Source organism: Leucobacter manosquensis (assembly GCF_018304845.1).
Classification (GTDB): domain Bacteria; phylum Actinomycetota; class Actinomycetes; order Actinomycetales; family Microbacteriaceae; genus Leucobacter; species Leucobacter alluvii.
Genome location: NZ_JAFEVO010000001.1, coordinates 2,274,376 through 2,300,363 on the forward strand (window position 1 = coordinate 2,274,376; position 25,988 = coordinate 2,300,363).

28 protein-coding genes and 2 tRNA genes are annotated in these 25,988 nt (G+C 64.7%); 11 read left to right on the forward strand and 19 right to left on the reverse strand.

The features are described from left to right. Positions 1–3: 3 nt before the first annotated feature. Positions 4–783 (reverse strand): class E sortase, encoded by a 780-nt coding sequence (locus tag JSQ98_RS10605; protein ID WP_346728777.1) that lies wholly within the window; start codon positions 781–783, stop codon positions 4–6. Positions 784–842: 59 nt separating this feature from the next. Between JSQ98_RS10605 and JSQ98_RS10610 the strand changes: the two genes are divergently transcribed. Beyond that, a complete protein-coding gene (locus JSQ98_RS10610; protein WP_090145760.1) occupies positions 843–1,118 on the forward strand; it encodes a cell division protein CrgA in 276 nt (91 codons plus the stop codon). Between the two features lie 113 nt (positions 1,119–1,231). On the opposite strand, the gene JSQ98_RS10615 is transcribed toward JSQ98_RS10610, so the two are convergent. Next, on the reverse strand, positions 1,232–1,900 hold the full coding sequence (locus tag JSQ98_RS10615; RefSeq protein ID WP_346728778.1) for a rhomboid family intramembrane serine protease: 669 nt from the start codon (positions 1,898–1,900) through the stop codon (positions 1,232–1,234). Here JSQ98_RS10615 and JSQ98_RS15095 point away from each other — a divergent pair. Further along, complete coding sequence (locus tag JSQ98_RS15095) at positions 1,884–2,096, forward strand: hypothetical protein (RefSeq protein ID WP_249291228.1); 213 nt, start codon at positions 1,884–1,886, stop codon at positions 2,094–2,096. The two genes, JSQ98_RS10615 and JSQ98_RS15095, sit on opposite strands and share 17 nt — an antisense overlap. 74 nt (positions 2,097–2,170) lie before the next feature. On the opposite strand, the gene JSQ98_RS10620 is transcribed toward JSQ98_RS15095, so the two are convergent. After that, positions 2,171–2,680 (reverse strand): peptidylprolyl isomerase, encoded by a 510-nt coding sequence (locus JSQ98_RS10620; protein ID WP_090145765.1) that lies wholly within the window; start codon positions 2,678–2,680, stop codon positions 2,171–2,173. 182 nt (positions 2,681–2,862) lie between these two features. On the opposite strand from JSQ98_RS10620, the gene JSQ98_RS10625 reads away from it, so the two are divergent. Continuing rightward, entirely contained in the window at positions 2,863–3,354 is a 492-nt protein-coding gene (locus tag JSQ98_RS10625; protein WP_090145767.1) for a DNA/RNA helicase, read from the forward strand. Positions 3,355–3,497: 143 nt separating this feature from the next. Here JSQ98_RS10625 and JSQ98_RS10630 read toward each other — a convergent pair whose 3' ends face one another. The 14 genes from JSQ98_RS10630 to dnaA all read right to left on the reverse strand — a co-directional run bounded on the left by JSQ98_RS10630 (position 3,498) and on the right by dnaA (position 19,086). Continuing rightward, entirely contained in the window at positions 3,498–3,983 is a 486-nt protein-coding gene (locus JSQ98_RS10630; RefSeq protein WP_090145770.1) for an NUDIX hydrolase, read from the reverse strand. Positions 3,984–3,992: 9 nt separating this feature from the next. Next, positions 3,993–5,204 carry an alpha/beta hydrolase gene (locus tag JSQ98_RS10635; RefSeq protein ID WP_211649641.1) on the reverse strand — a complete coding sequence of 404 codons (1,212 nt, stop codon included), beginning with the start codon at positions 5,202–5,204 and terminating at the stop codon, positions 3,993–3,995. An 88-nt stretch (positions 5,205–5,292) separates the two neighbouring features. Next, on the reverse strand, positions 5,293–6,312 hold the full coding sequence (locus JSQ98_RS10640) for a hypothetical protein (protein WP_211649642.1): 1,020 nt from the start codon (positions 6,310–6,312) through the stop codon (positions 5,293–5,295). Beyond that, a complete protein-coding gene (locus tag JSQ98_RS10645) occupies positions 6,309–7,025 on the reverse strand; it encodes a response regulator transcription factor (protein WP_200330783.1) in 717 nt (238 codons plus the stop codon). Before JSQ98_RS10645 ends, JSQ98_RS10640 begins: the two co-directional genes overlap by 4 nt. Then, the gene (locus JSQ98_RS10650; RefSeq protein WP_249290811.1) at positions 7,013–8,431 is read right to left on the reverse strand and encodes a sensor histidine kinase; all 1,419 of its coding nucleotides are present in this window, start codon (positions 8,429–8,431) and stop codon (positions 7,013–7,015) included. Before JSQ98_RS10650 ends, JSQ98_RS10645 begins: the two co-directional genes overlap by 13 nt. A 219-nt stretch (positions 8,432–8,650) precedes the next feature. Further along, positions 8,651–8,726: transfer RNA gene (locus tag JSQ98_RS10655), tRNA-Ala, on the reverse strand. A gap of 215 nt (positions 8,727–8,941) precedes the next feature. Beyond that, positions 8,942–9,018, reverse strand: a tRNA-Ile gene (locus tag JSQ98_RS10660). 96 nt (positions 9,019–9,114) lie between these two features. After that, the gene (locus JSQ98_RS10665) at positions 9,115–9,522 is read right to left on the reverse strand and encodes a DUF3566 domain-containing protein (protein WP_090145778.1); all 408 of its coding nucleotides are present in this window, start codon (positions 9,520–9,522) and stop codon (positions 9,115–9,117) included. Further along, on the reverse strand, positions 9,515–12,085 hold the full coding sequence (gene gyrA, locus JSQ98_RS10670) for a DNA gyrase subunit A (protein ID WP_370567926.1): 2,571 nt from the start codon (positions 12,083–12,085) through the stop codon (positions 9,515–9,517). Before gyrA ends, JSQ98_RS10665 begins: the two co-directional genes overlap by 8 nt. After that, positions 12,075–14,069: a DNA topoisomerase (ATP-hydrolyzing) subunit B gene (gyrB, locus tag JSQ98_RS10675; protein WP_211649643.1), complete on the reverse strand. Its 1,995-nt coding sequence runs from the start codon at positions 14,067–14,069 to the stop codon at positions 12,075–12,077. The genes gyrA and gyrB overlap by 11 nt, the downstream gene beginning before the upstream one ends. 216 nt (positions 14,070–14,285) lie before the next feature. Beyond that, on the reverse strand, positions 14,286–14,801 hold the full coding sequence (locus tag JSQ98_RS15425) for a DciA family protein (RefSeq protein ID WP_211649645.1): 516 nt from the start codon (positions 14,799–14,801) through the stop codon (positions 14,286–14,288). Then, positions 14,767–16,071, reverse strand: coding sequence for a DNA replication/repair protein RecF (gene recF / locus JSQ98_RS10685; RefSeq protein WP_211649647.1), 1,305 nt, complete (start codon positions 16,069–16,071; stop codon positions 14,767–14,769). Before recF ends, JSQ98_RS15425 begins: the two co-directional genes overlap by 35 nt. A gap of 7 nt (positions 16,072–16,078) precedes the next feature. Then, entirely contained in the window at positions 16,079–17,221 is a 1,143-nt protein-coding gene (dnaN, locus tag JSQ98_RS10690) for a DNA polymerase III subunit beta (protein WP_211649649.1), read from the reverse strand. 398 nt (positions 17,222–17,619) lie between these two features. Next, a complete protein-coding gene (gene dnaA / locus JSQ98_RS10695) occupies positions 17,620–19,086 on the reverse strand; it encodes a chromosomal replication initiator protein DnaA (RefSeq protein ID WP_200330777.1) in 1,467 nt (488 codons plus the stop codon). Positions 19,087–19,496: 410 nt separating this feature from the next. Between dnaA and rpmH the strand changes: the two genes are divergently transcribed. From rpmH to JSQ98_RS10735, 8 genes are read left to right on the forward strand one after another with little or no spacing between them, the layout of a single operon-like run. Beyond that, positions 19,497–19,634, forward strand: a complete 138-nt coding sequence (gene rpmH, locus JSQ98_RS10700; protein ID WP_010155609.1) for a 50S ribosomal protein L34 — start codon at positions 19,497–19,499, stop codon at positions 19,632–19,634. A 25-nt stretch (positions 19,635–19,659) separates the two neighbouring features. Further along, positions 19,660–20,022, forward strand: a complete 363-nt coding sequence (rnpA, locus tag JSQ98_RS10705) for a ribonuclease P protein component (protein WP_200330775.1) — start codon at positions 19,660–19,662, stop codon at positions 20,020–20,022. Then, complete coding sequence (gene yidD / locus JSQ98_RS10710) at positions 20,019–20,327, forward strand: membrane protein insertion efficiency factor YidD (RefSeq protein WP_176698239.1); 309 nt, start codon at positions 20,019–20,021, stop codon at positions 20,325–20,327. Before rnpA ends, yidD begins: the two co-directional genes overlap by 4 nt. A gap of 4 nt (positions 20,328–20,331) precedes the next feature. Then, positions 20,332–21,285: a membrane protein insertase YidC gene (yidC, locus tag JSQ98_RS10715; RefSeq protein ID WP_090145791.1), complete on the forward strand. Its 954-nt coding sequence runs from the start codon at positions 20,332–20,334 to the stop codon at positions 21,283–21,285. Further along, a complete protein-coding gene (locus JSQ98_RS10720) occupies positions 21,285–21,791 on the forward strand; it encodes a Jag family protein (RefSeq protein ID WP_211649650.1) in 507 nt (168 codons plus the stop codon). The genes yidC and JSQ98_RS10720 overlap by 1 nt, the downstream gene beginning before the upstream one ends. A 41-nt stretch (positions 21,792–21,832) precedes the next feature. Next, positions 21,833–22,495: a 16S rRNA (guanine(527)-N(7))-methyltransferase RsmG gene (gene rsmG / locus JSQ98_RS10725; protein WP_211649651.1), complete on the forward strand. Its 663-nt coding sequence runs from the start codon at positions 21,833–21,835 to the stop codon at positions 22,493–22,495. Then, complete coding sequence (locus tag JSQ98_RS10730; protein ID WP_090145794.1) at positions 22,488–23,411, forward strand: ParA family protein; 924 nt, start codon at positions 22,488–22,490, stop codon at positions 23,409–23,411. Before rsmG ends, JSQ98_RS10730 begins: the two co-directional genes overlap by 8 nt. Positions 23,412–23,414: 3 nt before the next feature. Continuing rightward, positions 23,415–24,425: a ParB/RepB/Spo0J family partition protein gene (locus JSQ98_RS10735; protein ID WP_211649652.1), complete on the forward strand. Its 1,011-nt coding sequence runs from the start codon at positions 23,415–23,417 to the stop codon at positions 24,423–24,425. A gap of 173 nt (positions 24,426–24,598) precedes the next feature. On the opposite strand, the gene trxA is transcribed toward JSQ98_RS10735, so the two are convergent. Beyond that, a complete protein-coding gene (gene trxA, locus JSQ98_RS10740) occupies positions 24,599–24,922 on the reverse strand; it encodes a thioredoxin (RefSeq protein WP_090145796.1) in 324 nt (107 codons plus the stop codon). Positions 24,923–24,950: 28 nt separating this feature from the next. Then, positions 24,951–25,904, reverse strand: coding sequence for a thioredoxin-disulfide reductase (gene trxB / locus JSQ98_RS10745; protein WP_200330769.1), 954 nt, complete (start codon positions 25,902–25,904; stop codon positions 24,951–24,953). Positions 25,905–25,988: the final 84 nt, after the last annotated feature.

The following is a 25,988-nucleotide window of genomic DNA, read 5'->3' on the forward strand; positions in this document are numbered from 1 at the left end:
ACACTATTCCTGATCCCCTCTGAGGGCCTGCGTTGCACCCATCGTCGGATTGAGTTCCAGAAGCTCCTGCGGCGGGCCGTCAGAGCGAGGCTGGAATCCTTCGTACACGGAGTAGGCGATCGCGCGCTCGTCGCTCCCGGCCATCTTCGGGTGGCACGTGGTCAGCGTCAGAATCTGATCGTCGCCCGGGGTTCCCTCGAGACGGGGGAACGGGTTCAGTACGTCGGTCTCATCCGGCAGCACGTACTCGATCGACCGGAACCGGTAGGTGTACCAACCGTCCGCGGTCTCAACGAACAGCGGATCGCCGACGCGCAGATTCATCACCTCGCGGAACGAGTTGATGAGCGGCCCGGAACGGTGGCCCGCGAGCGCGACATTGCCAGGTTCGCCCGGCATCTGCGTCATCTCGTAATGGCCGATGCCCTTGTCGTCCAAATTCAGGACGGTGTCCCAGTCAGTGGTCTCCGCCACACGGTTCGCGTAGGTGGTACCGAAAGACGGCACGCGCAATACCGCGAATACTTCGGCTTCCGCGGGGCGAGCCGTGACCGGAACGACTCCGTCGAACGGTGCCGACGCTGCTTCGCTGTCCCATCGGGCAGAGTCTTCAGCCGAAAGATCAGTCTGCTTGGCTGTGACACCGACGCCGGTGTGCCAGGGCTGCCAGACGATGTAGCCCATGACGGCGAGACCCCCGACCAGCAGCAATTCGCCGATCACGGTCAACGGGCTCAACCTGGCGCGACGGCGCCGGCGGCCTCTCTCGACTGTCTCGCTCACCCCCACATTCTAAAGCCCGCTCACTGGGCGTGAGCCAGGTTCCGGGTAGACTGTCACCCATGGCAGCACCTGGAAAGAATGTTAGTAAGCGAAACTCGGCCGAGGTTGCGCAGAATCGTGCGGACCTAGCGGCCGCACGGAAAGATGCTCCGAATCCCGTCTGGTTCAAGCCGGTCATGTTCGGCTTCATGCTGCTCGGTCTCGTGTGGATCGTGCTCTACTACATCACCAGCGCAGGGCTCCAGCTCCCCGTCCCCGCGTTCGGTCAGGCCAACATCTTCATCGGCTTCGGCCTCGTGCTCGTGGGCTTCCTCATGACGCCGTGGTGGAAGTAACGTCGTCATTTTCCGAATCACACGGGTGTAATTCCTCCCCAGGTGGGGATGAACCTGTGGATAACTGACTGAGGCCCGGCAGATGCCGGGCCTCAGTCAGTTCTGGGGGCGTCTCAGGCGACGAGGTTCGCAGCTGGGGCGACGACGAAGTACGCTCCCGATGCGAGCACGAGCACGGCTCCGAGCGCGACGAGGCCAGCGACGCGCTGCTTTCTGCGCCGCACACCGCGCGTGGCGAGGATCACCCACATCGCAGCGGCACCCACGACCATGCCGCCGAGATGGGCCTGCCATGAGATCTGCGCGCCCGGGATCAACCCGATGGCGAAGTTGATCGCGATGAGCACCGCGAGCGACGTCACATTGACGCGGGCTGCGCGCATCGTGACCAACGTGGCAGCGAGAACTCCGAAGATGGCGCCCGATGCGCCCACCGTCGGATACACGAGAGACTGCGGGTCGAAGTACGCCCACATCATCACGCCGAGCGATCCGCCGATGCCCGCGAACACGTACAGCACGGCGAACGCCCCTCGCCCGATGGCCTGTTCGAGATTGCGCCCGAACAACCAGAGTGCGTAGAGGTTGAACAGGATGTGGAAGATGAAGCCCGTCGAATGCGTGAACATCACGGTCAGCATGCGCCAGGGCTCGAACACGCCTGGCATCGAATACAGCGGCGCGTACCAGAGCGCCGCGGTGACCTCGTTCCCGCCGAAGGTCGCGCTCAGCCACTGCGCGACGAAGACCACTGCGCAGAGCAGCATGACACCGTACGTCACCGGGGCATCCATCGCCGCGATTCTGCGGCCGGCCACCCGGGTGGATCGAGCTGCGCGTTTCGTCGCCGGCGCGCGCATCTCCTTCGTGCACTCCGGACAGAGCACGCCGACCGCAGAGGTGACCTGGCAGTCTCCGCAGATCGTTCGACCGCACCGCTGGCAGAGCGCGAAGCTCCGCACGCCCGGATGCCGGTAACAGACGTCGTCGGGGCCGGGCTCGACCCGTTCGCCGAACGCCGGCCCCGACCCGTTCGTCACCTGAACTCTTCCCTATGCCGCGGCGATATCGACGCCGGAGATCACGACGTCGTCGACCGGACGGTCCTGAGCGCCGGTCTGCACGCTCGAGATCGCATCGACGACGGCCTTCGACGCATCGTCGGCGACGACGCCGAAGATGGTGTGCTTGCCGTTGAGCCAATCAGGAGCCGTGGTCGTGATGAAGAACTGCGAGCCGTTGGTGCCCGCGAGGCGACCGGTCATGTCGGGACGCTTTCCCGCGTTCGCCATGGCGAGCTGGTACGGCTCAGTGAAGCCCAGCTCGGGGTGGATCTCATCGTCGAAGGTATAGCCGGGGCCGCCGGTGCCGGTGCCGGTGGGGTCGCCGCCCTGGATCATGAAGTTCGGGATGATGCGGTGGAAGATCACGCCGTCGTAGAACCCCTTCTCGGCGAGATCGACGAAGTTCTTCACGGTTTTCGGAGCGTGATCTCCGAACAGGTTGACCACGATGTCGCCGTGGTTCGTGTGGATGGTGGCTACAGAGGAGTGAATCGTCATGCGACCAGTGTAGGCCGGGGGGCGTGTGAAGAAAGTGCTGTCAAGGCCCTTCGGAGCCTGGGAAACCCTGACAACGCGCGGTTTCCGGGGATCCGGCCGCCGCCGCCGGGCGGGTTCGGTGTAGCGTGGAGGCTACGGGTGATATGGCCAAAGGATTGCCTCGTCGAGCAAGGAGGATACGAATGAATCTCTCACGTAAGCGCCGCCGCGAACTCCGGAAGCTGCGGAAGAACGCCCAGGAGCTGCTCGATCAGCAGCGGGTCGTACTGGGACACGCCGGGGAGGTGCTCGGTCAGGCCGGCGGGCAGGCTCGTCGACTGAGCGATGAGCACCTGATGCCGCGCGTGGACGGCGCCATCGAGGCAGTCCGTCCGACCGTCGATCGCGGAGTCGCATCGGCGCGGCGGGCAGCGGACACCGTGCGTCGGGCCACGACGCCGTTCGTCGCGAGCGCCCTTGCGCGCACCATTCAGGCGCTCGACGAGATCGACAACCCGAAGGCCGCGAAGAAGGTTCGCGGATTCGGCGAGCGCTCGGGGTATCTCAAGCCGAAGAAGAGCGCTGGCGGCGTGATCGCACTGGGTCTCGGCGTGGTCGCCGCGGCGGGCGTCGGGTACGCACTCTGGCAGGCATTCCGCACGGACGATGAGCTCTGGGTCGCACCCGAGAACTGATTCCGATGCGGTGGATGGCGTCCTGGCACACGAGCCCGGGCGCCATCCGTCGTTTCACCGGAGAACGTCGGCTGATTCTCACGCCAGCATCAGGGACGCCGGAACTCGGCAGCGTCAGGAGAGAATCGCTCGGTCGCCAGCGCTTACTTCCGCGGTTTGGCTGCTCGGTTCTGGCGGTTCGCGCCCTTTCCGGGCTTTCCCGATGGCCGCCGGTTGAGGCCGGCCATCCGCAGCCCCGTCTGCACGAGGGAGAGCGTGCGCAGCGATTTGAGATCGCGAAGAGCGACCCAGCGCGCCTCGTCCGAAGATCCGTCCACCTCGTTCCGCAACGGCCCATCCACGACGGTGGCGCGGTAGACGATGCGAATGGTGTGCAGCTCCGGATTGTCCCCGGCGGGCACTTCCTCCCGAATCATCACGCGCGAGTCGACGCCGAGCAGTTTGCCGACGCGCGCCTCGAGCCCGGTCTCCTCGGCAACCTCGCGCACGACGGTGTCCCGTGGATCCTCGCCGTTCTCGATGCCGCCGCCTGGCAGCGTCCACCCGTGCAAGTGACCCCGTCGCCAGTGTGTGAGCAGGATCTTGCCACGCCGCTCAACCACCGCGTAGGCGGCCACCCGAAGATCCATGATCCGAGCCTAGTCGGTCGGGCGCCGCGACCGCTGACCGCGCGCCGCAGCCCAGCCGACGAGCCAGCGGTCGAGCCGCTGATAGGCCTCCGCGCGCACGGCGTCTCGGGAGAGGAAGACGTCGTGCAGGGCGCCGTCGAGCCGTTCGATGGTGAGCGATGCGCCCAGTCGTAGGGATGCCTTGGCGATCTCGTCGACCTCGAGCACGGTGTCGGCGCTCGTGAGACTCGGGTCCCACTTCAACGGCAAGGCCGACCGCGCCGACAGCAGCATCATCATCGGGGCTTCGATGCCGAGGCCTCGGCTCACGCGCGCATGGCCGGCCAGGATCGCGCGCAACCAGACCGTCAGCACCGCATGGCTCCGCGTCGGTCGCCACCGCTCGTCGATCAAGTCCAGCTCATCGGCGGGGCCCACCTCGCGCTGCGCGCGCGTGTACAGCCCGGCGTCGAACTGGGGCGCCGAGTCGCGAAGGTTGAATCGGGCCCCCAGATCGAGCAGTGGTGCCAGCATCTGCCGCCCGGCTCCGGTCAACTGGAACTCGAGCCACGGGCTGTTGAGCACGAGCCCGTCAGCGCGCCCCGAATGCCGCGACGCCCAGAGGCTCAACACCAGCCCACCGGTGGAATGGCCGAAGAGCATCAGCTTGCGCTCCGAGCCCGGGCCACGCTGCGTCTCGTCGGACCCGCGCTCGGGATGCCCCAGCGCATCGAGAGCCATGCCGATCTCGAGGTCGTACTCGTCGAGGTTCTCGATGTAGCCCGGCGTCTGTCCATCGCGCAGACTCCGACCGTACTTGCGCAGATCGAGCGCGTAGAACCGGGCGCCCCGGTCCGTCCAGAAGCGGGCCATCGTACGTTGGAAGAAGTAGTCGGACCACCCGTGCACGTAGAGCACGTCGACGTCCTCCAGCACCCGAGTGCGATGCAGCACGCGATCGAGCAGTGACCGGTCGTCTGGCAGGCACCTGACGAGGGTCGCGACCAGCGGCCCCTCGTCATCCGCTCCGAGATCGAGTTCGGCCGCCTCGAAGCCAGGGCCGAGTATGTCGGGCCTCCAGCTCAGCGGCTCGCGAGTCTCGACCACCGTCGGTTGAGGTGCTTCAGCCGGGAGCGTCGTCGCCGAACGATCCGTGTGCGGCCCGGCGGGTGCCGGATCGCGGGCCGCTGCGCTCGGCCTCGCCGATCGGCCGTGTCGCGCAGAAACCCCGCCGTGGTCCATGCGCCAAGTGTACGGGTCGCATGGGCCGCGGCGGGGCGGAAGGTCGTCACCGTGCACACCCTGACGTCGCGGTGTGCACGAGCTCACCTCACTGCAGCGTCACCTTCGCAGCTTCGGCGCGGACCGTGATCACGTGCGCCGCGTCTGCGGCTGCCGAATCGTCGCTCTTCGACAGGCGATCGTCGAGTTCACCGAGTTCGGTTTTCGCGTCGACGCGGTAGTCCGCTTCCGGCAGGTCGAGGGCGGCGCTGCCGGCACTCGCATCGACGGACACGCGATCCGGAGCCTCGCCCGTCAGCGACAGGCGCGCCGAGCCGGCTTCGACCCCGACCTCTGCGGTGACGACATCCGCGAAGTCCAGCTCGGCCTTCCCGGCCTCGACGTCGACCGCGAGGCGCTGCGCGCTGCCTTCGAGACGGATTTCGCCCGCCTCGAGTCCGAGGTCGAGCGAGCGGAAGGATCCGGCTCCACGCACCGCTCCCCCTTCGACGCTGATCTCCGCATCGAGCCTGCCACTCTCGCTCATCGACTCGGGAAGGGTCAGTGTGGCCGTCGCGTTGCCGAGTCCGCCCGCCCCGCAGTTGAAGAGGCACCCAGCAGTCAACGCCCTGGCCGGGGTCTCGACGCTCAACTCCCCCTCCTCGACGCTCACCACCCATTCCTCGGCCCGGTCGCCACTCGTGACGAGTTCAGCCTCGGTGACGTCGCCGAATGCGAGTTCGAAGCCGGCTGCCGCGATATCCAGGTCGAGCGACTGCACGTCGTCGACGTTCGCGAAATACGTCTGCGTTCCGGAGCCGTCGCCCACGGCGGGCACTGCAGCATCGTCTGCATCGTCGAATCCGTTCTCGGCGTTCGCGTCGCCGACGATCGCCTCGATCCCGTCGAAGCGCTGCGGCGCGATGGCGGCGTAGGCCGCCGAGACACCGACCGCCAGGAGCGCCACGCCGCCGACAGCCGCGGTGACCACGAGGATGGCGCGGGACGTCGGGGACTGCTTGCCCGAAGCCCCGGTGGGGCTCGGTGCGGAGGGCTGCTGCCCGTGATGCTGTGCGGAGGGCCCCTCCGGCTGCGACGGGTGCTGGTGCGCGTCTGTGGGGGTGTTCATGCTGAAGCTCCGGTCTGTGGGTACTGGGAAGGTCGATCGGCGTCGGATGCCACGGTTGAGGAGGATCCGATGCTCTCGAAGTGGGCGATGGCGGCGAGCACCCGACGATTGCCTCCGCCGTCTGGCTCGAGCTGCAACTTCTGGAAGATCGCCGTGATGTGCTTCTCGACGCTCGCCTCGGAGAGGAAGAGCAGAGCGGCGATCGCCTGGTTCGATCGGCCCTCGGCGAGTGCCGCGAGCACCGTGCGCTCCCGCTCGGTGAGCGCTCGCATCCGGTCGTCTCGAGACCTGCGCGTCAGGAGCTGAGCCACGACCTCGGGGTCGAGCACTGTGGCTCCTCCTGCGATGCGTCGCACCGACTCGATGAACTCGCCCACGTCGGCCACACGGTCCTTCAGCAGGTATCCGAAGGCTCCGCCCTGCGCCGCGATCAGTTCGCTCGCGTAGCGCTCTTCCACGTACTGGGAGAGCACCAGCACCGGGAGTCCGGGGCGGAGGCGACGCAGCTCCAGCGCGGCGAGGATGCCCTCGTCGGTGAACGTCGGCGGGAGGCGCACATCCAGAATGCACAACTCGGGATCATTGGCCTCCACCGCTTCGAGGAGACCGCTGGCTTCGGGCAGTGCCGCCACGACGGTGTGCCCGCCGTGTTCGAGCAGACGAACCAGGCCCTCCCGCAGCAGCACGGAGTCCTCGCAGATCAGGATGCGCATGGGACGCTCACCTCCAGGGTCGTCGGGCCGCCGTTCGGGCTGTCGAGCCGGGTCGTCCCGCCCGCGGCGAGCACCCGGTTCATGATCCCGTCGAGGCCGCCTCCGGGCGTGACCCGGGCTCCCCCGATGCCGTTGTCCTCCACTCGAGCCCACAGCTGGGGCGCCTGCGTCGGGCCGTCCTCGCGCATGCGCACCACCACGCGGGCTTCGCTGGCGCGGGAGTGCTTCGCCGCGTTCGTCAGCGACTCAGCGATGGCGAAGTACACGGCGGCTTCCGCGTCGCGGCTGCAGCGGTCGGTCAACCGCACGTCGAGGTGCACGGGGATGTGGGAGCGTGCAGCGAGCGCCGAGAGCGCCGCGTCCAGCCCGCGGTCGTCGAGCACCGAGGCGTAGATGCCCCGGGCGAGCTGCCGCAATTCCGTGATCGCCGCCTTCGTCGAGGTGTGCGCCTCGGCGACGAGCAGCTTCGCCGCCTGCGGATCGGTATCGATCTTCTCCTGAGCGAGTCCGAGGGTCATGCCCACCGAGACGAGCCGGGGCTGCACCCCGTCGTGCAGATCGCGTTCGATACGGGTGCGCTCGACGTCCGCTGCGCGCACCGCGCCTTCGCGCTGACGCGCCGACAGGCGTGCGGTCTCCGTGAGCTCGGCCTCAGTCGCGGTCGATCCGATGATCGCGACGGAGATGAGCCGGTGCAGCAGTGCGAGACCGACGATGCCTGCTGCGCAGAGGAGCATGCCGATGATGCCCGGCTGCCACCAGACGTTGAACGTGCGGAAGACCGAGACGAACGCCTGCACGAAGCCCTGGACGAGGCCCAGCATCGCGGCACCGAGAGCGCTCGCGATGGCGAAGTTCGCGACCGCGCGCCACATGCGCCCGTCCACCGCCTGCCGCACCATCGAAGTGAACCAGCCCTTGAAACCTGGCGCACGACGCTGCTGCCACTGCGGAGCCGAGACGTGCAGTCCGTAGAGCCCGCCGACCCGGAAGGTCTCGAACCAGGCGATGCCGTACAGCGCATAGACCAGCGCTGCGAGCAGCACGAGACCGACTCCGATGACGAGCATTCCGATGCCGGTGCCCATGAGCGCCAGCAGCACGGCGGTGATCGTGAACCCCACGACGCCGAGTGCTGCGAGATGCAGCAGCGTCAGCAGGAGGTTGAGCGGCGGCTTGGGGATGGAGGACGTCTTCACCTCGGGCGGTGCCGACCGCTTCGACTTCTGGCCTGCGGCAGCACTCGCCGCCGCCGCCGCCGGGATGCCCGGCGCTCCCGACGATGGCGCGGTCGCACCCGGGCCGGGCGCCGATCCCTGCGGCCCTCCGGGGACGGCGCCGGCGTCAGCGCTGGAGAGCGGAGGCAGCGGCGTCGTGGCTGCCTCTGAATCTTGAGGAGTGATCATGTCTCTACGGTAGGTGCTCCCCCGGGTCGTCGGTGAGCGTGGGACCCGGAGAACGCGCTTCGGGTTTTCCCTACTTCGCAGCGGCGGCGCAGCCCTCGGGGCCTCGCACCCCGCATGAATCTGCCGGCGGTTTGAGCATCGCTGCGATGTCGCCCACATGCCCCTGGCGACGTTCCACGTGAAACGAAAAAGCCCCCGTCGTGAACGACAGGGGCTTGATGGTGGATCCTGGGAGAATCGAACTCCCGACATCCTGCTTGCAAAGCAGGCACTCTACCAACTGAGTTAAGGACCCGAGGGAGGTCGAGAACCTCCGCTCACCGTTCCCGTACGAGACCGGAACAACTCGCTCTACTTTACAGACATCTGCACTGAAGTGCAAAACGAGCCGAGCCGCGTACCAGCGGGTTCGTTGACGGCGTCATGAGTTCGGGGACGAACAACGGCCACGGGAATGATCCCGTAAACCACGAAAGTCCCGCTGAATTCAGCGGGACTTTCGTGTGGTTGTGGTGGGGCTACCAGGACTTGAACCTGGGACCTCTTCATTATCAGTGAAGCGCTCTAACCACCTGAGCTATAGCCCCTCGACCAAGCAATGACTCTACCCGAAGCCGAGACAAATCCGAAATCGGGCTCGTATACCGGGCGTGGCCCGGGCCGTTTCGGGCCCGGGCCTCGAGTCAGTTGCTCGTGAAACCGAGCTGGAAACCGCCCAGAACCCGTACGAGCAAGTTGTAGACGAGCGATCCGACAGCGCCGAGCGCAGTGCCGACGATGACGTTCAGGATCCCGACGACGACGGCGAAGCCGAGCACCTGCGGGAACCCGATGATCTTCATCAGGCTGTTGTCTTCTCCCACGATGTCCATGAAGAGCTGGTCCACCTGCGCGAAGACACCGGTCTGCAGCAGCACGGTGTAGATCAGGATCGTCGCGACGACGCTCACGATCGCGAAGCACACCGCCACGAGGAACGAAAACTTCACCGCAGACCAGAAGTCGACGTACACGAGCTTGAGGCGAACCTGCTTCGCCGGCGCCTTCTTACGGGTCTTCTTGGCCAGCTTGTCGGCGACAGTGTTACTCATTCAGGTCTTCCTCGTTTTCCGCGTTCTCGGGCCCGGGGGCCTCGGACTCATCGTCGTCGAGCCCACGCTCCGGATTGCGCGCGATGCCAATAATACGGTCCTGCTCTGGGAATCGTGCAAAGACGACGCCCATGGTGTTCCTGCCCTTGGCGGGCACTTCTGCAACGCCTGAGCGCACGACCTTACCACTTGCGAGCACCGCGAGCACCTCGTCGGTCTCGTCGACGATCAGAGACCCGATCAACACGCCGCGGTTCTCGTCGAGCTTCGCGACCTTGATGCCGTACCCGCCGCGCTGCTGCACGCGGTACTCGTCGACAGCGGTCCGCTTGGCGTAACCGCCCTCGGTCACGACGAAGACGTATCCGCCGCTCCCATCGATGCGAGACGCCCCGAGAAGCGCGTCGCCCTCCCTGAAGTTCATCCCGCGAACGCCGCTGGTCGAGCGCCCCATAGGCCGAAGAGCCTGGTCAGACGCGGTGAAGCGCACCGACATACCGTGGCGCGAAACGAGCAGTACGTCGTCGCTCGCCTCGGCGATGAGCGCCGAGACCAGTTCGTCTCCGTCGCGCAACTTGATCGCGATGATGCCGCCCGTGCGGTTCGTGTCGTACTCCGTCAGCGCGGTCTTCTTGACCAATCCGTCCCGAGTGGCGAGTACGAGATACCCCGCTGCGGCGAAGTCGCGCACGTCCAGAATCTGCGTGACCTGCTCGTCGGGAGCGAGCGCGAGAAGGTTCGCGAGGTGCTGGCCCTTCGAATCACGACCGGCCTCAGGAATTTCGTACGTCTTCGCTCGATACACGCGCCCCGTGTTTGTGAAGAACAGGAGCCAATGGTGCGTCGTCGTCACGAAGAAGTGCTCGACGATGTCGTCAGCGCGCAGTTGAGCGCCCTTGACGCCCTTCCCGCCCCGGTGCTGCGAACGGTAGTTATCGATTCGGGTTCGCTTGACGTATCCCCCGCGGGTCACGGTGACGACCATTTCTTCCTCGGGGATGAGGTCTTCCATGGACATGTCGCCGTCGAACCCGTGCAGGATCGCGGTGCGCCGATCGTCGCCGAACTTCGTGACGATCTCGCCGAGCTCCTGCACGACGATTCCACGCTGCTCCGAGGGAGAGGCCAGGATCTTCTCGTACTCGGCGATCTGCGCTTCCAGTTTCGCTGCGAGATCGAGGATCTTCTGCCGCTCAAGCGCAGCGAGGCGGCGCAATTGCAGACCGAGGATCGCGTCAGCTTGGATCTGGTCGACGTCGAGGAGCGTCATGAGACCTTCGCGGGCCTCGTCGACCGTGGGCGAACGCCGAATGAGGGCGATCACCGCATCCAGGGCGTCGAGCGCTTTCAAGTAGCCGCGCTGGATGTGGGCCTCGGCCTCGGCCTTCTTCAGGCGGTACGCCGTGCGGCGAACGATGACTTCGATCTGGTGCTTCGCCCAGGCGGAGATGAAGCCGTCGAGCGCGAGCGTCCGCGGGATGCCGTCGACGATCGCGAGCATGTTCGCGCCGAAGTTCTCCTGCAGCTGCGTGTGCTTGTAGAGGTTGTTCAGCACAACCTTGGCGATCGCGTCGCGCTTCAGCACCACGACAAGTCGCTGGCCGGTCCGACCGCTCGATTCATCGCGGATGTCCGCGATGCCCTGAACCTTGTTCTCCTTGACCAGGTCGGCGATCTTCACGGCGAGGTTGTCGGGGTTCACCTGGTACGGGAGCTCCGTCACGACGAGACAGGTGCGGCCCTGGATCTCCTCGATGTTGACGACCGCCCGCATCGTGATCGACCCGCGCCCGGTGCGATAGGCCTCGCGTATGCCCTTGGAGCCCAGAATCTGAGCCCCCGTCGGGAAATCAGGCCCGTGCACTCGCTCCATGAGCGCTTCCAGCAGCTCTTCGCGAGTCGCCTCCGGATGCTCGAGGTGCCAGATCGCGGCTTCTGAGACTTCCCTCAGGTTGTGAGGCGGAATGTTGGTGGCCATGCCGACCGCGATGCCGACTGACCCGTTGACGAGCAGATTCGGGAAGCGCGCCGTGAGCACGGTCGGCTCTTGCGTGCGCCCGTCGTAGTTGTCTTGGAAGTCGACGGTGTCCTCGTCGATGTCCCGCACCATCTCCATGGCGAGCGGCGACATCTTCGTTTCGGTGTAACGGTGCGCAGCGGCGCCGTCGTTTCCGGGAGATCCGAAGTTGCCCTGTCCGAGCGCCAGTGGATAGCGAAGCGTCCATGGCTGCACCAGACGCACGAGTGAGTCGTACACGGCGCTGTCGCCGTGAGGATGGAACTGGCCCATCACGTCGCCGATGACACGGGTGCACTTCGAGAATGCCTTGTCGGGTCGGTAGCCGCCGTCGTACATCGTGTAGATGACACGCCGGTGCACGGGCTTCAGGCCGTCGCGCACATCGGGAAGCGCTCGTCCGACGATGACGCTCATCGCGTAGTCGAGGTAGGAGCGCTGCATCTCGAGCTGCAGATCGACTTGATCGATCCGCCCGTGGACGGCGTGGTCCGCCGCCAGGGTGACGTCGGACTCTGTTTCTGGGGTCTCGTTCTCAGATGTCAAGGAAGCGCACGTCCTTCGCGTTCTGCTGGATGAAGGTACGACGCGCTTCGACGTCTTCGCCCATGAGGGTTGCGAAGATCTCGTCGGCGATCGCCGCGTCATCCATGGTGACCTGCAGCAGGGTGCGGGTCTCGGGGTTCATCGTGGTCTCCCACAGTTCTTCGTGGTTCATCTCGCCCAGGCCCTTGTAGCGCTGGACACCGCTCTCCTTCATGAGCCGCCGTCCCTGTTCGGCGCCGATGGCGAGCCGCGAATCGCGTTCTGCATCGCTGTAGACGTATTCGTCTTCAGCATTCGACCACTTGATGCGGTACAGCGGCGGCTGTGCGAGATAAACGTAGCCGAGGTCGATCAGGGGTCGCATGTACCGGAAGAGGAGCGTCAGGAGCAGGGTCGTGATGTGCTGTCCATCCACATCCGCATCCGCCATGAGCACGATCTTGTGATACCGAGCCTTCTCCGGCGTGAAGTCCTCACCGATGCCAGCGCCGAAGGCCGTGATCATCGCCTGGACCTCAGCGTTATTGAGCGCTCGGTCAAGCCTGGCCTTCTCGACGTTCAAGATTTTTCCGCGGAGCGGCAGGATCGCCTGGGTATGCGGATTGCGCCCCGTCTTCGCAGAACCACCTGCCGAGTCGCCCTCGACGATGAAGATCTCGGAGATCGTAGGATCCTTGCTCGAGCAGTCCGAAAGCTTGCCGGGCATTCCGCCCGACTCGAGCAGACCCTTGCGACGTGCGGTCTCGCGGGCCTTGCGAGCCGCGAGTCGGGCCGAGGCCGCCTGAATGGACTTGCGAATGATGTCTTTCGCAGGGCCGGGGTTCCGCTCGAACCAGTCTCCGAGCTGGTCTCCCACAACTTTCTGCACGAAGGCCTTCGCCTCGGTGTTTCCAAGCTTCGTCTTCGTCTGTCCCTCGAACTGAGGCTCGCCGAGCTTCACCGAGATCACTGCTGTCAGGCCTTCTCGCACGTCGTCGCCCGAGAGGTTTTCGTCCTTCTCACGAAGAATGTTCTTCTCACGCGCATACCGGTTCACCAGCGTGGTCAACGCTGCGCGGAAGCCTTCTTCGTGGGTGCCGCCCTCGTGGGTGTTGATCGTATTGGCGTAGGTGTGCACGCTTTCGCTGTACGAGGTCGTCCACTGCATCGCGACCTCTGCTGCGATCTTGCGGTCGGTGTCTTCGGCCTCGAAGGAGATGATCTCCTCGTTGACGAGGTCGGAGCGCTTCGCCGCGTTCAGATGCTGCACGTAGTCCTGGATACCGTTCTCGTACATGAACTCGTCATGCGGGGCGGGCGGTGCGACCATCTCCCCCTCTGCATTCTCGATCGGATCCTGCTCGCGCAGATCGGTGAGGGCGATGCGCAGACCCTTGTTCAGGAACGCCATCTGCTGGAAGCGAGTGCGGAGCGTCTGGTAGTCGAACTCGACGGTCTCGAAGATGTCTTCGCTCGGCCAGAAGGTGATCGTCGTGCCGGTCTCCGTGCTCACCTCGCCCTGAGCGAGCGGCGCGTCCGGGACGCTGTCGGTGAACGACATGTTCCACGTGAAACCTTGGCGCTGCACCGCGACATCGAACCGCTTCGAGAGAGCGTTGACGACCGAAGAACCGACGCCGTGCAATCCGCCCGACACCGCGTAGCCTCCGCCGCCGAATTTGCCGCCCGCGTGCAACACGGTGAGCACCACCTCGACCGTTGAGCGGCCCTCCGTCGGATGCTGATCGACCGGGATGCCGCGGCCGTTATCGACCACGCGCACTCCCCCATCCGCCAGAATGGTGATATCGATGAAGTCGCAATATCCTGCGAGTGCCTCATCAACGGAGTTGTCGACGATTTCATACACCAGGTGATGCAGACCCCGAGGTCCGGTGGAGCCGATGTACATGCCAGGCCGCTTGCGAACCGCTTCGAGCCCTTCGAGTACCTGGATCGCTCCGGCACCGTAATCTTCCGTGGCGGTCGCCTGCTCTGAACTCATACGTAGAATGATCCTTATCTGGGCGTCTCAGGGCGCGATTGAACCCTGCGTACTTCCGCCCACCAGCTTACCAAGATTCAGGCGCTGTACGGGGCATTACGGGCCTTGCAAACCGATGATTCGCCGGGGATCGTCCCCCCTTCGTCCTGTCACCTCCCCGAGAATCGTCATTGCTGAGCAGATGGTCCCGCTGAGCGCACCTCAGGTCGTCCGCTATCAGCCGTACGTGTCTCTCGGCCCCCGGCCTGGAACGGACCTCATGCCATGCCGCCAGCTCGGGGCGCCCGGCGCGAGGAATCGGAGATCCCGAATCTCCGAATCGGGATAATCTCGCAAGAGCCGCGTGAGCAACTCACCCCGCAACCGCCTGAGCTCGGTCGCCCAGGTCGTCGAATCGCACTGGACCTGAAGGACGCCGTGGCTGATGCCCACGACCGTGGTGTGCTCGGCGGTTGCATCGCCGGCGAACTCGGGCCATTCCCCGATCAACCGAGCCTGCTCGAGTTCAACGCTCCATCCCATGTCGCTCGCGACATTGACGAGGACATCTGAGAGAGCTTTTGGATCGCGACCGAACCCGAAGGGACTCCCACCAGGGGCTTCTGAACCGTTTCGACGGGAACGACGACGTTGCGGAACCCCGCGCCACACGGATTTCGCTCGCAGATAGGCGTCCGACGTGAACTCGACGCCCGACTCACCCACCGGAGTCCCCCTCGGTCGAACCGTCATCGCGAGCCTCCGCCCGCGACACTGATGTCTCTGGATCGGGGGTCGTCGGCACCACCGGGGGCGCGGCGCCTTCCGCCCCGGCCGCGTCTACTGCGGAGTCGTCACCGCACTCCATCGGTGCCACGGTGCCTGCGCTGATACGCATCCTCTGCCAAGAAACGTCATCGGGCACATCCGATTCCACCGCTGCGGTGACGATCACCTGTTCATAGTCTCCCACGGCAGACATCAGTCGGGCTCGCCGCCCCGCATCCAACTCCGCGAACACGTCATCGAGAATAATCACAGGATCACCGGCCGACGACTCAGCCCTCAACAGCTCGGCGAGGCCCAGCTTCAGCGACAGTGCGAACGACCACGATTCGCCATGGCTCGCGTACCCCTTTACCGGGAGACCATTGAGCGAGAGCACGAGATCGTCCCGATGCGGGCCCACGAGCGTCACGCCGCGATCGATTTCACGAGCTTGCACCATCCGGAGCGCCTCGTGGAACTCCTGCGCGAGCGTTTCACGTGAAACGTCGGGGAGCTCGCTCGCGTTCGGTGTTTCACGTGAAACGCCCCGTTCGCTGAGCGAAGCGGCGACGCTCTCCGTCATACCCAACCGAGGAACGTGGTCGGAACCGACGAGCGCGTGATAGTGATCACGAAGCGGACCAGCGAGGTCGCGCAAGAGCTCTCGCCGAGCAATCATGATCTGCACACCGTACTCGACGAGCTGATCATTCCATATCGAGAGCGTTGAAGGGACAGTTGACCCCCGGCTTCGGGTGGATTTCAACAGTGAAGTGCGCTGCCGGACAACCTTTTCGTAGTCTGCCAGGGCCGCTGAGGCGACTGGATGGCGGGCGAGCAGCGCATCGTCGAGAAACCGCCGACGTCCTGAGGGCTCTCCACGAACGATAATGAGGTCTTCTGGTGCGAAAGCGACCGCGGAGAACCACCGCGTGATCTCCCTTGGGCGCACCGAGTTGCCGTTCACCTGTGCCCGGTTCGCGCGGCCCTGATTGAGCTGCAACTCCAGGCGCACCTCGCGCACCCCCGAGCGCACTCCCATTCGCGCAACTGCCGAATCACTGCCGGCGCGAATGAGCGCCTGATCGCCGGTCACTCGATGCGAGCGGAGCGTCGCGAAGTAGGCGATGGCTTCGACGAGGTTGGTCTTTCCTTGACCATTCTGGCCGACGAGCAGATTCGGACCAGCGGCGAGTGGAAGCTCCGCAGACGCGTAGTTGCGGAAGTCGCCGAGCGAGAGATGCGTCACCCGCATCTCAGGCCTACCGAAGGAGCAGGTTCGGCTGCAGCAAGTAGCGGAAACTCTTCTCGTCCGCGTCGTCCTTGCTGCGCTGACTCGTGATGAGGACGGGACCGGGCTTTCCGGGATTGTCCGTCCGAGTAAACCCGATCCGAGCGAACTCGGAATGCGTGGAACGCAAGCCATCGAGCAGGAACTGGGGCTTCAGCGAGACCACCATCTCCTCGCCGACGAGGTGCGCATCAACCGTCTCGACGGCCTGCGCCGACTCGGTCCCAGCGGCTTCCAACGTCACAGTGCCCTCGGCGAACGAGAAGCGAAGGGCCGCCTCCCGCTCGAGCACCAACCCGACGCGGCCCACGGCCTCAATGAGCTCCGAAGTGCTGATCACGGCGTAATTCTCGATGCTCTCGGGGAACAAACGACCAACCGGCGGGTAGTTGCCCTTGATCAGCAGCGATGTCACCGTCTTCGTGCCACCGGTGAAGGCGATGAGTTCCCGGTCGGCATCCTTGACGATGCTCACCTGGACCTCCCCGACACCCGAGAAGGTCTTTCCGACCTCGGTAACGATCTTCGATGGGACCAGCGCAGTCAGCGCATCGCCGGAGTCACGGTGCTCCCAATCAATGCTTCGCGTAGCGACGCGGTACCGATCGGTCGCGGTGAGGGTCACTGAATTTGAATCGATCTCGAACTGCACGCCCGTGATCACCGGTGTCACATCATCCTTCGATGCCGCGAGCGACACCTGCGAGACGGCTTCCGAGAAGACATCCGCCGGCATCGACCCGGAGACGGAATCAACCCTCGGCACCTGCGGGTACTCCTCGACCGGCATCGCCGGAAGGCTGAACGACGCAGAGCCGCAGCGAACCTCGACGCGGCTCTCGAGCAGAGAGACTTCAACGTCGGAGTGCGGCAGGCGCTGGGCGATCTCGCCGAGCAATCGACCCGAGACCAGCGCGCGCCCTGCTTCCGCGACAACCGCTGTGATCGAGGTCCTCGCGGAGACTTCGTAATCGAACGACGAGACCGTGAGCTGATCGCCATCGGCTTCGATGAGCGCCCCGCTGAGGAGGGGCTGCGTCGGGCGGGGAGGGAGCAACTTCACTGCGAACGATACAGCGTCGCTGAATACGTCACGATTGACGGTAAATCGCATCGGGCTTCCCTTCGCACGCGTTCTGGGTCGCGTCGTTCTCCTCGGCCTGACAATCTTTGCACACTCGTCGAGCCTCAGCATCCGGTCGACCTTCGTGTCATCGTTCACGGGTCTCTTCGCCGATCACGTGTGTGTGATCGAGTGCCCGTTGAAAAGAATGAGAAGTGTTAACAGTGTTAACGTCTGTGGATTCTGTGGATAAGTCCCGGCACATCAATTCTTGTAACGGAACTACACGTCTGTGACTTGTGCAATCGCGGTGGATGGATTGCGATCCGCGGAATCATGCGGAACCCGGTGACAGGAGTCTCCCTCACAGGCTTCCCGGATCCATGCACAGGCGCGGGCGAGTTCTCCCCAACTATCCACACTCGGCGAGCGGCCTGTGGATAACTTCTTTATCGACTGCCCTGTTTGATGCGCGTGGTCAGTTCGGTGACCTGGTTGTAGATCGATCGCCGTTCGGCGATGAGCTGGGAGATCTTCTTGTGCGCGTACATGACGGTGGTGTGGTCACGGCCGCCGAACAACTGACCGATCTTCGGAAGGGAGAGCGGTGTGAGTTCGCGGCAGAGATACATCGCGATCTGACGCGACGTCGCGATCTGCTGCGCGCGTGTCGGACCGTACAGGTCGTCGACCGAGAGGTCGAAGTACTCGGCCGTCTTGCTGATGATGTCGGAGGGCTGTACCTCGTTATCGGCGTCCAGCGTGATGAGGTCCTTGAGCACCGTGTGCACGAGCTGCATGTCGATCCGCTGCTGATTCAGGCTCGCGTATGCAGTCACCCGAATCAGGGTGCCTTCGAGTTCGCGGATGTTCGACGAGAACTTGCTCGCGATGAATTCGAGGATGCTGTAGTCAACCTCGAGATTCTCCCGCTCCGCCTTCTTGCGCAGGATCGCGATACGCGTCTCGAGATCGGGCACCTGAATGTCGGTGAGCAGGCCCCACTCGAATCGCGAGAGCATGCGCTCTTCGAACCCCCGAAGCTGCTTCGGCTGCACATCGCTCGTGATGACGACTTGCTTGTTGTGGTCGTGCAGCGTGTTGAACGTGTGGAAGAAGGCTTCCTGCGTCTCCACTTTGTCTTCAAGGAATTGAATGTCGTCGACGAGAAGGATGTCGACGCTTCGATAGCGCGCGTGAAACGCCGCTCCTTGATTGTTCGCGATGGAGTTGATGAAATCGTTGGTGAAATCCTCGGAACTGACATAGCGAACGCGTACGTCCGGGAAGAGCTCGCGCGCGTAGTGCCCGATGGCGTGAAGCAGGTGGGTCTTGCCCAGACCCGAATCGCCGTAGATGAACAATGGATTGTAGGCGCGGGCCGGCGCTTCGGCGACCGCGACGGCAGCGGCATGTGCGAAACGGTTGGACTGCCCGATCACGAAGCTGTCGAATCGATACTTCTCGTTGAGCCGACTGTCGAGGGCATCGTCGACTCCGTGTCGACGCCGTGGTTCTGCAACGGGGCGCTGGGTGTCGTGACGGGGCGAGTCGAATCGTGAGCCGCCGAATCCGCCGCCGTCGAAATCGCGCACGTGCTCGGATGAGGACGGCGTCTCGGCAGCGGGCTCGGGGTCGATGTCAGGGTGGGCGTCTTCGTCGACGATGACGATGAAGTTGTCGATCTCCCGCGCCTCCGGAATGCGGGAGATCGCCGCCATGATCGCGGGACGGAGTCGGTTCTCGAGCAGCTTGAGCGTGAAGTCGAGTTGCACGGCGAGATAGAGCGTTCCGGCTGCGATGCCTCGCGGCAAAGCGAGTGCGAGCTGTGCGCCGACGGCGGGGCCGACGGCCGGATCGCTCATCACCGCCTGGGTGACGCGATCCCAGACTTCTTGCAGTTCGTCCTCAGTCACGTCGCTCCCGGCTCGCTGTTCATCATGAAGAATGCCTGTTATACCCAGGCTTATCCACAGAGGGACGGGCACAATCTCGCGGGAAATCAGCGGAGTGCAGCCGTGTGGAAACGCTTGCGCCCACGTTAGTCACAGATTTGTCCACAGGCAAGTCGATGTGGGAACGCGCCATTTCTCGATCTCGATCCACGTGCCCAGCGGCCATCCTGCCTCCCCAACTTTGACGGAATGGTGCGGAAGGCGTAGAGTGAAGACCTTGTATGGGTGGCTCGTGTGAGACGAGTGCGCTACCGTGCGCTCGGAACGTGTCGAGCACATGAGGAACCGCACGCACACGAGTGGCCGACATCCGACTTCCTCGCCGCCCGAGAGGCGCGGGGATCTATTCCATAAGTCACGGAGTTTTCACTATGAGCAAGCGTACCTTCCAGCCCAACAACCGCCGCCGCGCCAAGGTGCACGGCTTCCGCGCCCGGATGCGCACCCGTGCGGGCCGCGCCATCGTCGCAGCTCGTCGCGGCAAGGGCCGCTCGAAGCTCACCGCGTAATCGTCGTACTCCCCCGGGATCGATCATGCCTGCACGGCGCAATCGAGTCACCCGGGGAGAGGACTACCGGCAGACCGTACGTGCCGGACGCCGCGTGGGTGGTGCACTCTGCATCACCCACGCGGTTTTGCGTTCACCGGAGGATGCCGCTCGATTCGGGTTCATCATCTCCAAGGCTGTGGGCAATGCGGTGACCAGGAACCTGGTGCGTCGGCGAATGAAGTCGATCGTGGAGCAACGCCTGCGGAACGGGGCGACGGGTGTCGACGTGGTCTTTCGTGCGCTCCCCGCCGCGGCGGATGCTCCGTTCGCGGAGCTCGAGCGGGAGATCAACCGCGCGCTCGATCGGGTGGAGCGCCGGCAGGCGTCGACGGAGACGCGCTCATGATCCGGGTCGCAGCCGAAATCTGGTTGGCACCCCGTAATGCCGCTCTCGCTTGCATGCACGCCTACCGCCGCGTCGTCTCACCGCTCTATGGCGAAGTGTGCAGGTATTATCCATCGTGTTCCAGATACGCTGTTGAGGCGTATCAAATCCGCGGATTCATTGTCGGAACCGTTCTCACTGCGTGGCGGTTGCTGCGCTGCAATCCCTTCACTGCCGGCGGCATCGATGACGTCCCGCCGCGTGCGCACTCCCACTTCGTGACCAACACCCGCGGCTTCGTCCGCCCCATCGAGCGAAAGGCTTAACCCGGTGGACTTCTTCGAAACAATCCTGTGGCCGCTCCGCTGGCTCGTCGAGCTCGTGCTCGCGGTCTGGCATCAGGCCTTCACGTGGATCGGCATGGACCCCGAGTCGGGCCTCACGTGGGTGCTCTCGATCATCGGCCTCGTGGTCGTGGTCCGCTCGGCGCTGATCCCCGTGACGGTGCGGCAGATCAAGTCGCAGCGCCGCATGATGGATCTCGCGCCCGAGATGAAGAAGATCCAGGACAAGTACAAGGGCAAGAAGGATCAGTACTCCCGAGAGGCGATGAGCCGGGAGACGATGGCGCTCTACAAGAAGCACGGGACCAACCCGTTCTCCTCGTGCCTGCCGATCCTCATCCAGATGCCGGTCTTCTTCTCGCTCTTCTACGTACTCCGTCACGCATCCGATAACACCACCGGCATCGGCTTCATGACGGCGGAGCTGACGAAGAACTTCAATGCCGCTGAGCTCTTCGGTGCTCCGCTGAAGATGACCTTCACGCAGGGTTGGGAGTCCGGCAACTGGACGGTCGTGGTGCTCCTGGGCATCAACGTTATCCTGATGATCGGGTCGCAGTTCTTCACGCAGTTGCAGATCATGTCGAAGAACGTCTCTGATGAGACGAAGAACTCGCCGATGTACCGTCAGCAGCGCATCCTGCTCTACATCATCCCCTTCGCGTTCCTCTTCTCAGGCGTTGCATTCCCGCTCGCGCTGAACGTGTACTGGTTCACCTCCAACCTCTGGACGATGGCTCAGCAGTTCATCGTGATCCGCAACATGCCGACCCCGGGCAGTGATGCGTGGCGTGCGCGGCAGGAGCGCCTCAAGGCGAAGGGCAAGCTGACCGACGACGAGAAGCGCGCGCAGGCTCGCGGCGAGGAGATCGCTCCCCCGAAGGCCGGTCAGCGCCAGCAGCCGGTCAGCGCCAAGCGTTCGAAGAAGAAGGGCAAGTGATGACGACCGACGATCGCACCGCACCTGACACCTCGACTGCTGAACTCAGCCTCGAAGAACTCGAGGCCGACGGCGACCTCGCTGCCGACTACATCGAGGGGCTTCTCGATATCGCGGATCTCGACGGCGACATCGATATCGACGTCGCGAACGGCCGGGCGTACGTCTCGGTGACCGGAGGGGACGTCGATCTCGACCGTCTCGCGGGGGTTGATACCGTGCAGGCGCTGCAAGATCTCACTCGTCTCGCCGTGCAGGCGAAGACCGGGCGCTTCTCGCGCCTGATCGTCGATGTGGGGGGATCGCGGGACGCGCGAGCCACCGAACTCAAGCGCATGGTCGATTCGGCGGTGGCGCAGATCGCCGCGGGCCGCGAGCAGGTCGAGCTCGAGCCCATGTCGTCCTACGAACGCAAACTGGTGCACGACGATGTCGCGGATCGCGGTTACTTCTCGGAGTCCCGCGGTGAAGGCCGTGATCGCCGTCTCGTCATCAGCCGGGGATGAACTCACCCCCTTGTTTCACGTGAAACTCCGGAAGGACCGCCATGCCCGCTGAGCAGGTGATCGAGCAGGAACCAGGCGCCGCACCGCTGCTCGCCGGCGACCGCATCGAGATGCTGCGCGCGTTCACCGCGGACCTCGGCACGCGCGGCGAGCAGCTCGGGCTCATCGGTCCCCTTGAGGCGCCGCGTCTCTGGACACGCCATGTGCTCAACAGCGCACTGCTCGCCCCACTCATCGGCAGTGGTGCTCAGGTCGCCGACATCGGTACCGGCGGCGGGATGCCCGGCCTGGTTCTCGCGATCGTGCGCCCGGACGCTCACTTCCTGTTCGTGGAGCCGATGGAGCGGCGATGCGCGTGGCTGCAGGAGCAGATCGAGGTACTCGGATTGGAGAACGCCGAAGTGCGCCGAGGGCGCGCCGAGGAGTTCCACGATGCGTGGGAGGTCGACCAGATCACGGCTCGAGCTGTGACCGCGCTCCGCAAGCTCGTCCCACTGACGGTCCCGTTGCTCCGCGACGGGGGCGAGATGCTGTTCCTGAAGGGCGCTGCTGTCGATGCAGAGATCGAAGCCGCGGCGAAGGTGCTCCGCAAGTTCCGGGTGCGTGACGTGGCTGTAGTCGAGCTCGGTGCGGACTTGTTCGCGCAGGAGCTGCTTGCGGAGACGACCCGCGTCTTTCGGGCTAAAATCGTGAGACATGGCTGAAGCGGAGAAGTCGCTGGTCGGCGACCATCTCGTCGACAAGATTCGGCGACGGCGCAAACTCGCGGAGACGGTGTCACCGCTCCCCGCTGAGACGCGCATCATCACGGTCTCGAACCAGAAGGGCGGCGTCGGAAAGACGACGACCACCGTCAATCTTGCCGCGGCCCTGGCCCGCCGCGGCGCGACGGTGCTGGTCATCGATATGGACCCGCAGGGAAACGCTTCGACGGCACTCGGCGTCCCCCATCGCCCCGAGATCACGAGCATCTACGACGTGCTCCTCGGCGATGACACGATCCCCGACGCGCTGCAGCCGACCTCAGATCACGAGAATCTGTGGTGCGTTCCCTCCACCATCAACCTCGCCGGCGCGGAGATCGAACTCGTGTCGCTGGTCGCGCGAGAGCAGCGGCTGCGCACGGCGCTGCAGACCTTCCTCGCGGAATCAGAGCGCAAGTATCACTACGTCTTCATCGATTGCCCGCCGTCGCTCGGGCTTCTGACGGTCAACGCCTTTGTCGCAGCCGACGAGGTGCTCATCCCGATCCAGACCGAGTACTACGCGCTGGAGGGCTTGAGCCAGCTGCTCGGGAACATCCAGCTCATCCAGAAGCACTTGAATCCGGGCCTGCGCATCTCCACGATTCTGTTGACGATGTACGACGCCCGAACGAACCTCGCACAGGAAGTGGCCGGAGAAGTGCGTGCGCACTTCCCCGAACAGGTGCTCAGCGCGATCGTCCCGCGATCCGTGCGCATCTCTGAGGCTCCCAGCTACGGGCAAACGGTGCACGCGTATGACGGAGCTTCGATCGGAGCGCTCGCATATCTCGAGGCCGCGGCTGAGATCGCCGAGCGCGGCGACCGTGGCAGTCTCCCGGCGACAGCCGGCACACAGCATGAAGGAAAGGCGTAACGCATGGCGACCAAGAAACGAGGCGGTCTCGGTCGCGGAATCGGCGCGCTCATTCCGCAGTCGTCGTCGGGCGAAGAGCGTCCCGTCGACGTCTTCTTCCCGTCGAGCGCCGGGCTGAGCGCAGCCGGTGCCGATGCGAACGTCACCACGGAGGAGGACGGAGCGCCTGCCGCGGAAACGGCGCCGCTGCAGGAAGTGCCGGGAGCTCGCCTGACCCGTCTCGATGTCGCTGACGTCGTTCCGAACCGCGCGCAGCCGCGCACCGAGTTCGACGAGCAGGCGCTCGACGAATTGACGCACAGCGTGCGGGAGTTCGGCGTGTTCCAGCCCATCGTGGTGCGCGCGATCGAACCCGAACCGGCCGATGGCGCCCGCTACGAGTTGATCATGGGCGAGCGTCGCTTGCGAGCGTCGAAGCGCGCGGGGCTGGAGACGATTCCCGCGATCGTGCGGAGTACCGCCGATGAGCACATGCTGCGCGACGCGCTGCTCGAGAACCTGCACCGGGCCCAGCTCAATCCGCTGGAGGAAGCGTCCGCGTATCAGCAACTGCTCGCCGATTTCGGGATCACGCAGGAGCAGCTCGCGGAGCGCATCGGCCGATCACGACCGCAGGTGTCGAATACGATTCGTCTCCTGCGCCTCCCCGAGCCCGTGCAGGCACGAGTAGCCGCCGGGGTGCTCACGGCGGGGCACGCTCGTGCGATCCTCTCGCTCGACGGCGATGTCGATGCCATGCAGCGCCTCGCCGACAAGGTGGTGAACGAGGGCCTGTCGGTGCGTGCCGCTGAGGCTGCCGCCTCGGAGCTGCCGAAGCGGAACAAACCGAAACCGCGAGCCGGAGGCGTGCAGGCGCAGCTCGGCGAGATCGCCGAGCGACTCGGCGACCGCTTCGACACGCGTGTCGCCGTCAAGCTCGGGGCGAAGAAGGGGCAGATCGTCATCGACTTCGCCACGATCGCAGACCTCAAGCGCATCCTCTCCGATCTCGGAGACCCCGGCTTCGGCGCCTGACCTCGCACCTGCGTGGAGTGGCCTGAGCGCGCCTGCTCGACGTCGCCGGTGTCGCCGGGCGCGGCACCGGCGGCGTGAGGCGTGTCGCCTGCAGACAGCACAGCGGCCGGCGATCGAGTGACGATCGCCGGCCGCTGTGCTGCGTGACGGAGGCGAACCTCCGGTTGCACGGCTTAGATGATGCCGTCGAGGTGCTTCTCGATCATCGGCTTCGGCATCGCGCCGATGATTTCGCGAACCTCGGCTCCGCCCTTGAAGACCTTCATGGCCGGGATGGACGTGATGCGGTACTGCGCAGCCAGGTTCGGGTTCTCATCGACGTTCAGCTTCGCGATGATGATCTTGCCCTCGTTCTCAGCGGCGATCTGATCGAGCACGGGGGCGACCGCGCGGCACGGGCCGCACCATTCTGCCCAGAAATCGACGAGTACGGGGACGTCGCTCTGGAGAACGGCCTGCTCGAAGCTCTGCTCGTCGACGGTGATTGCTTGTGACATGGTGACTCCTTCTGACGATTTCTTGCGGTTAGACAGTCGCGAGTGCGATCTGCTCGGCTTGCTCGCGAGCCGCGAGGTAGTGCTCGGCGTCGAGTGCGGCCACGGTGCCCGAGGCTGCTGCAGTGATCGCCTGCCGGTATGACGGGTCGATGACGTCTCCAGCCGCGAACACGCCAGGCGAAGAGGTGCGAGAACTGCGCCCTTCCACGGCGATGGTCCCGTCAGCGGTCAGGTCGAGCTTGCCGTGCACGAGGTGCGTGCGCGGGTCGTTGCCGATTGCGATGAACAGGCCGTCGAGGGCGAGATCGCGCTCCGAGCCGTCGACCGTGTCGCGCAGCGTGATGCCGGTGAGCTCGGATTCGCCTTGGATCGCGGCGACCTCGGAATTCCAGACGAACTCGATCTTCGGATTGTCGAACGCGCGCTGCTGCATGATCTTGGACGCCTTGAGCTCCTCGCGGCGGTGAATGACGAAGACCTTGTCCGCGAAGCGGGTGAGGAAGGTCGCCTCCTCCATCGCCGAGTCGCCGCCGCCGACCACCGCGATCGTCTTCTCGCGGAAGAAGAAGCCGTCGCAGGTCGCGCACCAGGAGACGCCGTGCCCGGACAGTCGGTCCTCGTCGGCGATACCGAGCTTGCGGTACGCCGAACCTGTGGCGTAGATCACCGTGTGGGCCTCGTGGACCGATCCGTCTCCGGCGGTCACTCGCTTCATCTCGCCGGAGAAGTCCACCTCGGTGATGTCGTCGTAGATGACCTCGGTGCCGAAGCGCTCAGCCTGCTCTTGCATCTTCTGCATGAGGTCGGGGCCCTGCACGCCCTCGGGGAAACCGGGGAAGTTCTCGACTTCCGTCGTGTTCATCAGTTCACCGCCGATGCCTACGGCGCTCGCGAACAGCACAGGCTTGAGACCGGCGCGCGCAGCGTAGATTGCCGCAGTGAAACCGGCGGGGCCGGATCCGATGATGATGATCTGGTGCATGACGCTCCTTGCACACCTGGGGATTGAGTCGCGGCGATGACCGCTCGGGTGATACAACCCATCCTAGGCGCGCAGTATTCCTGG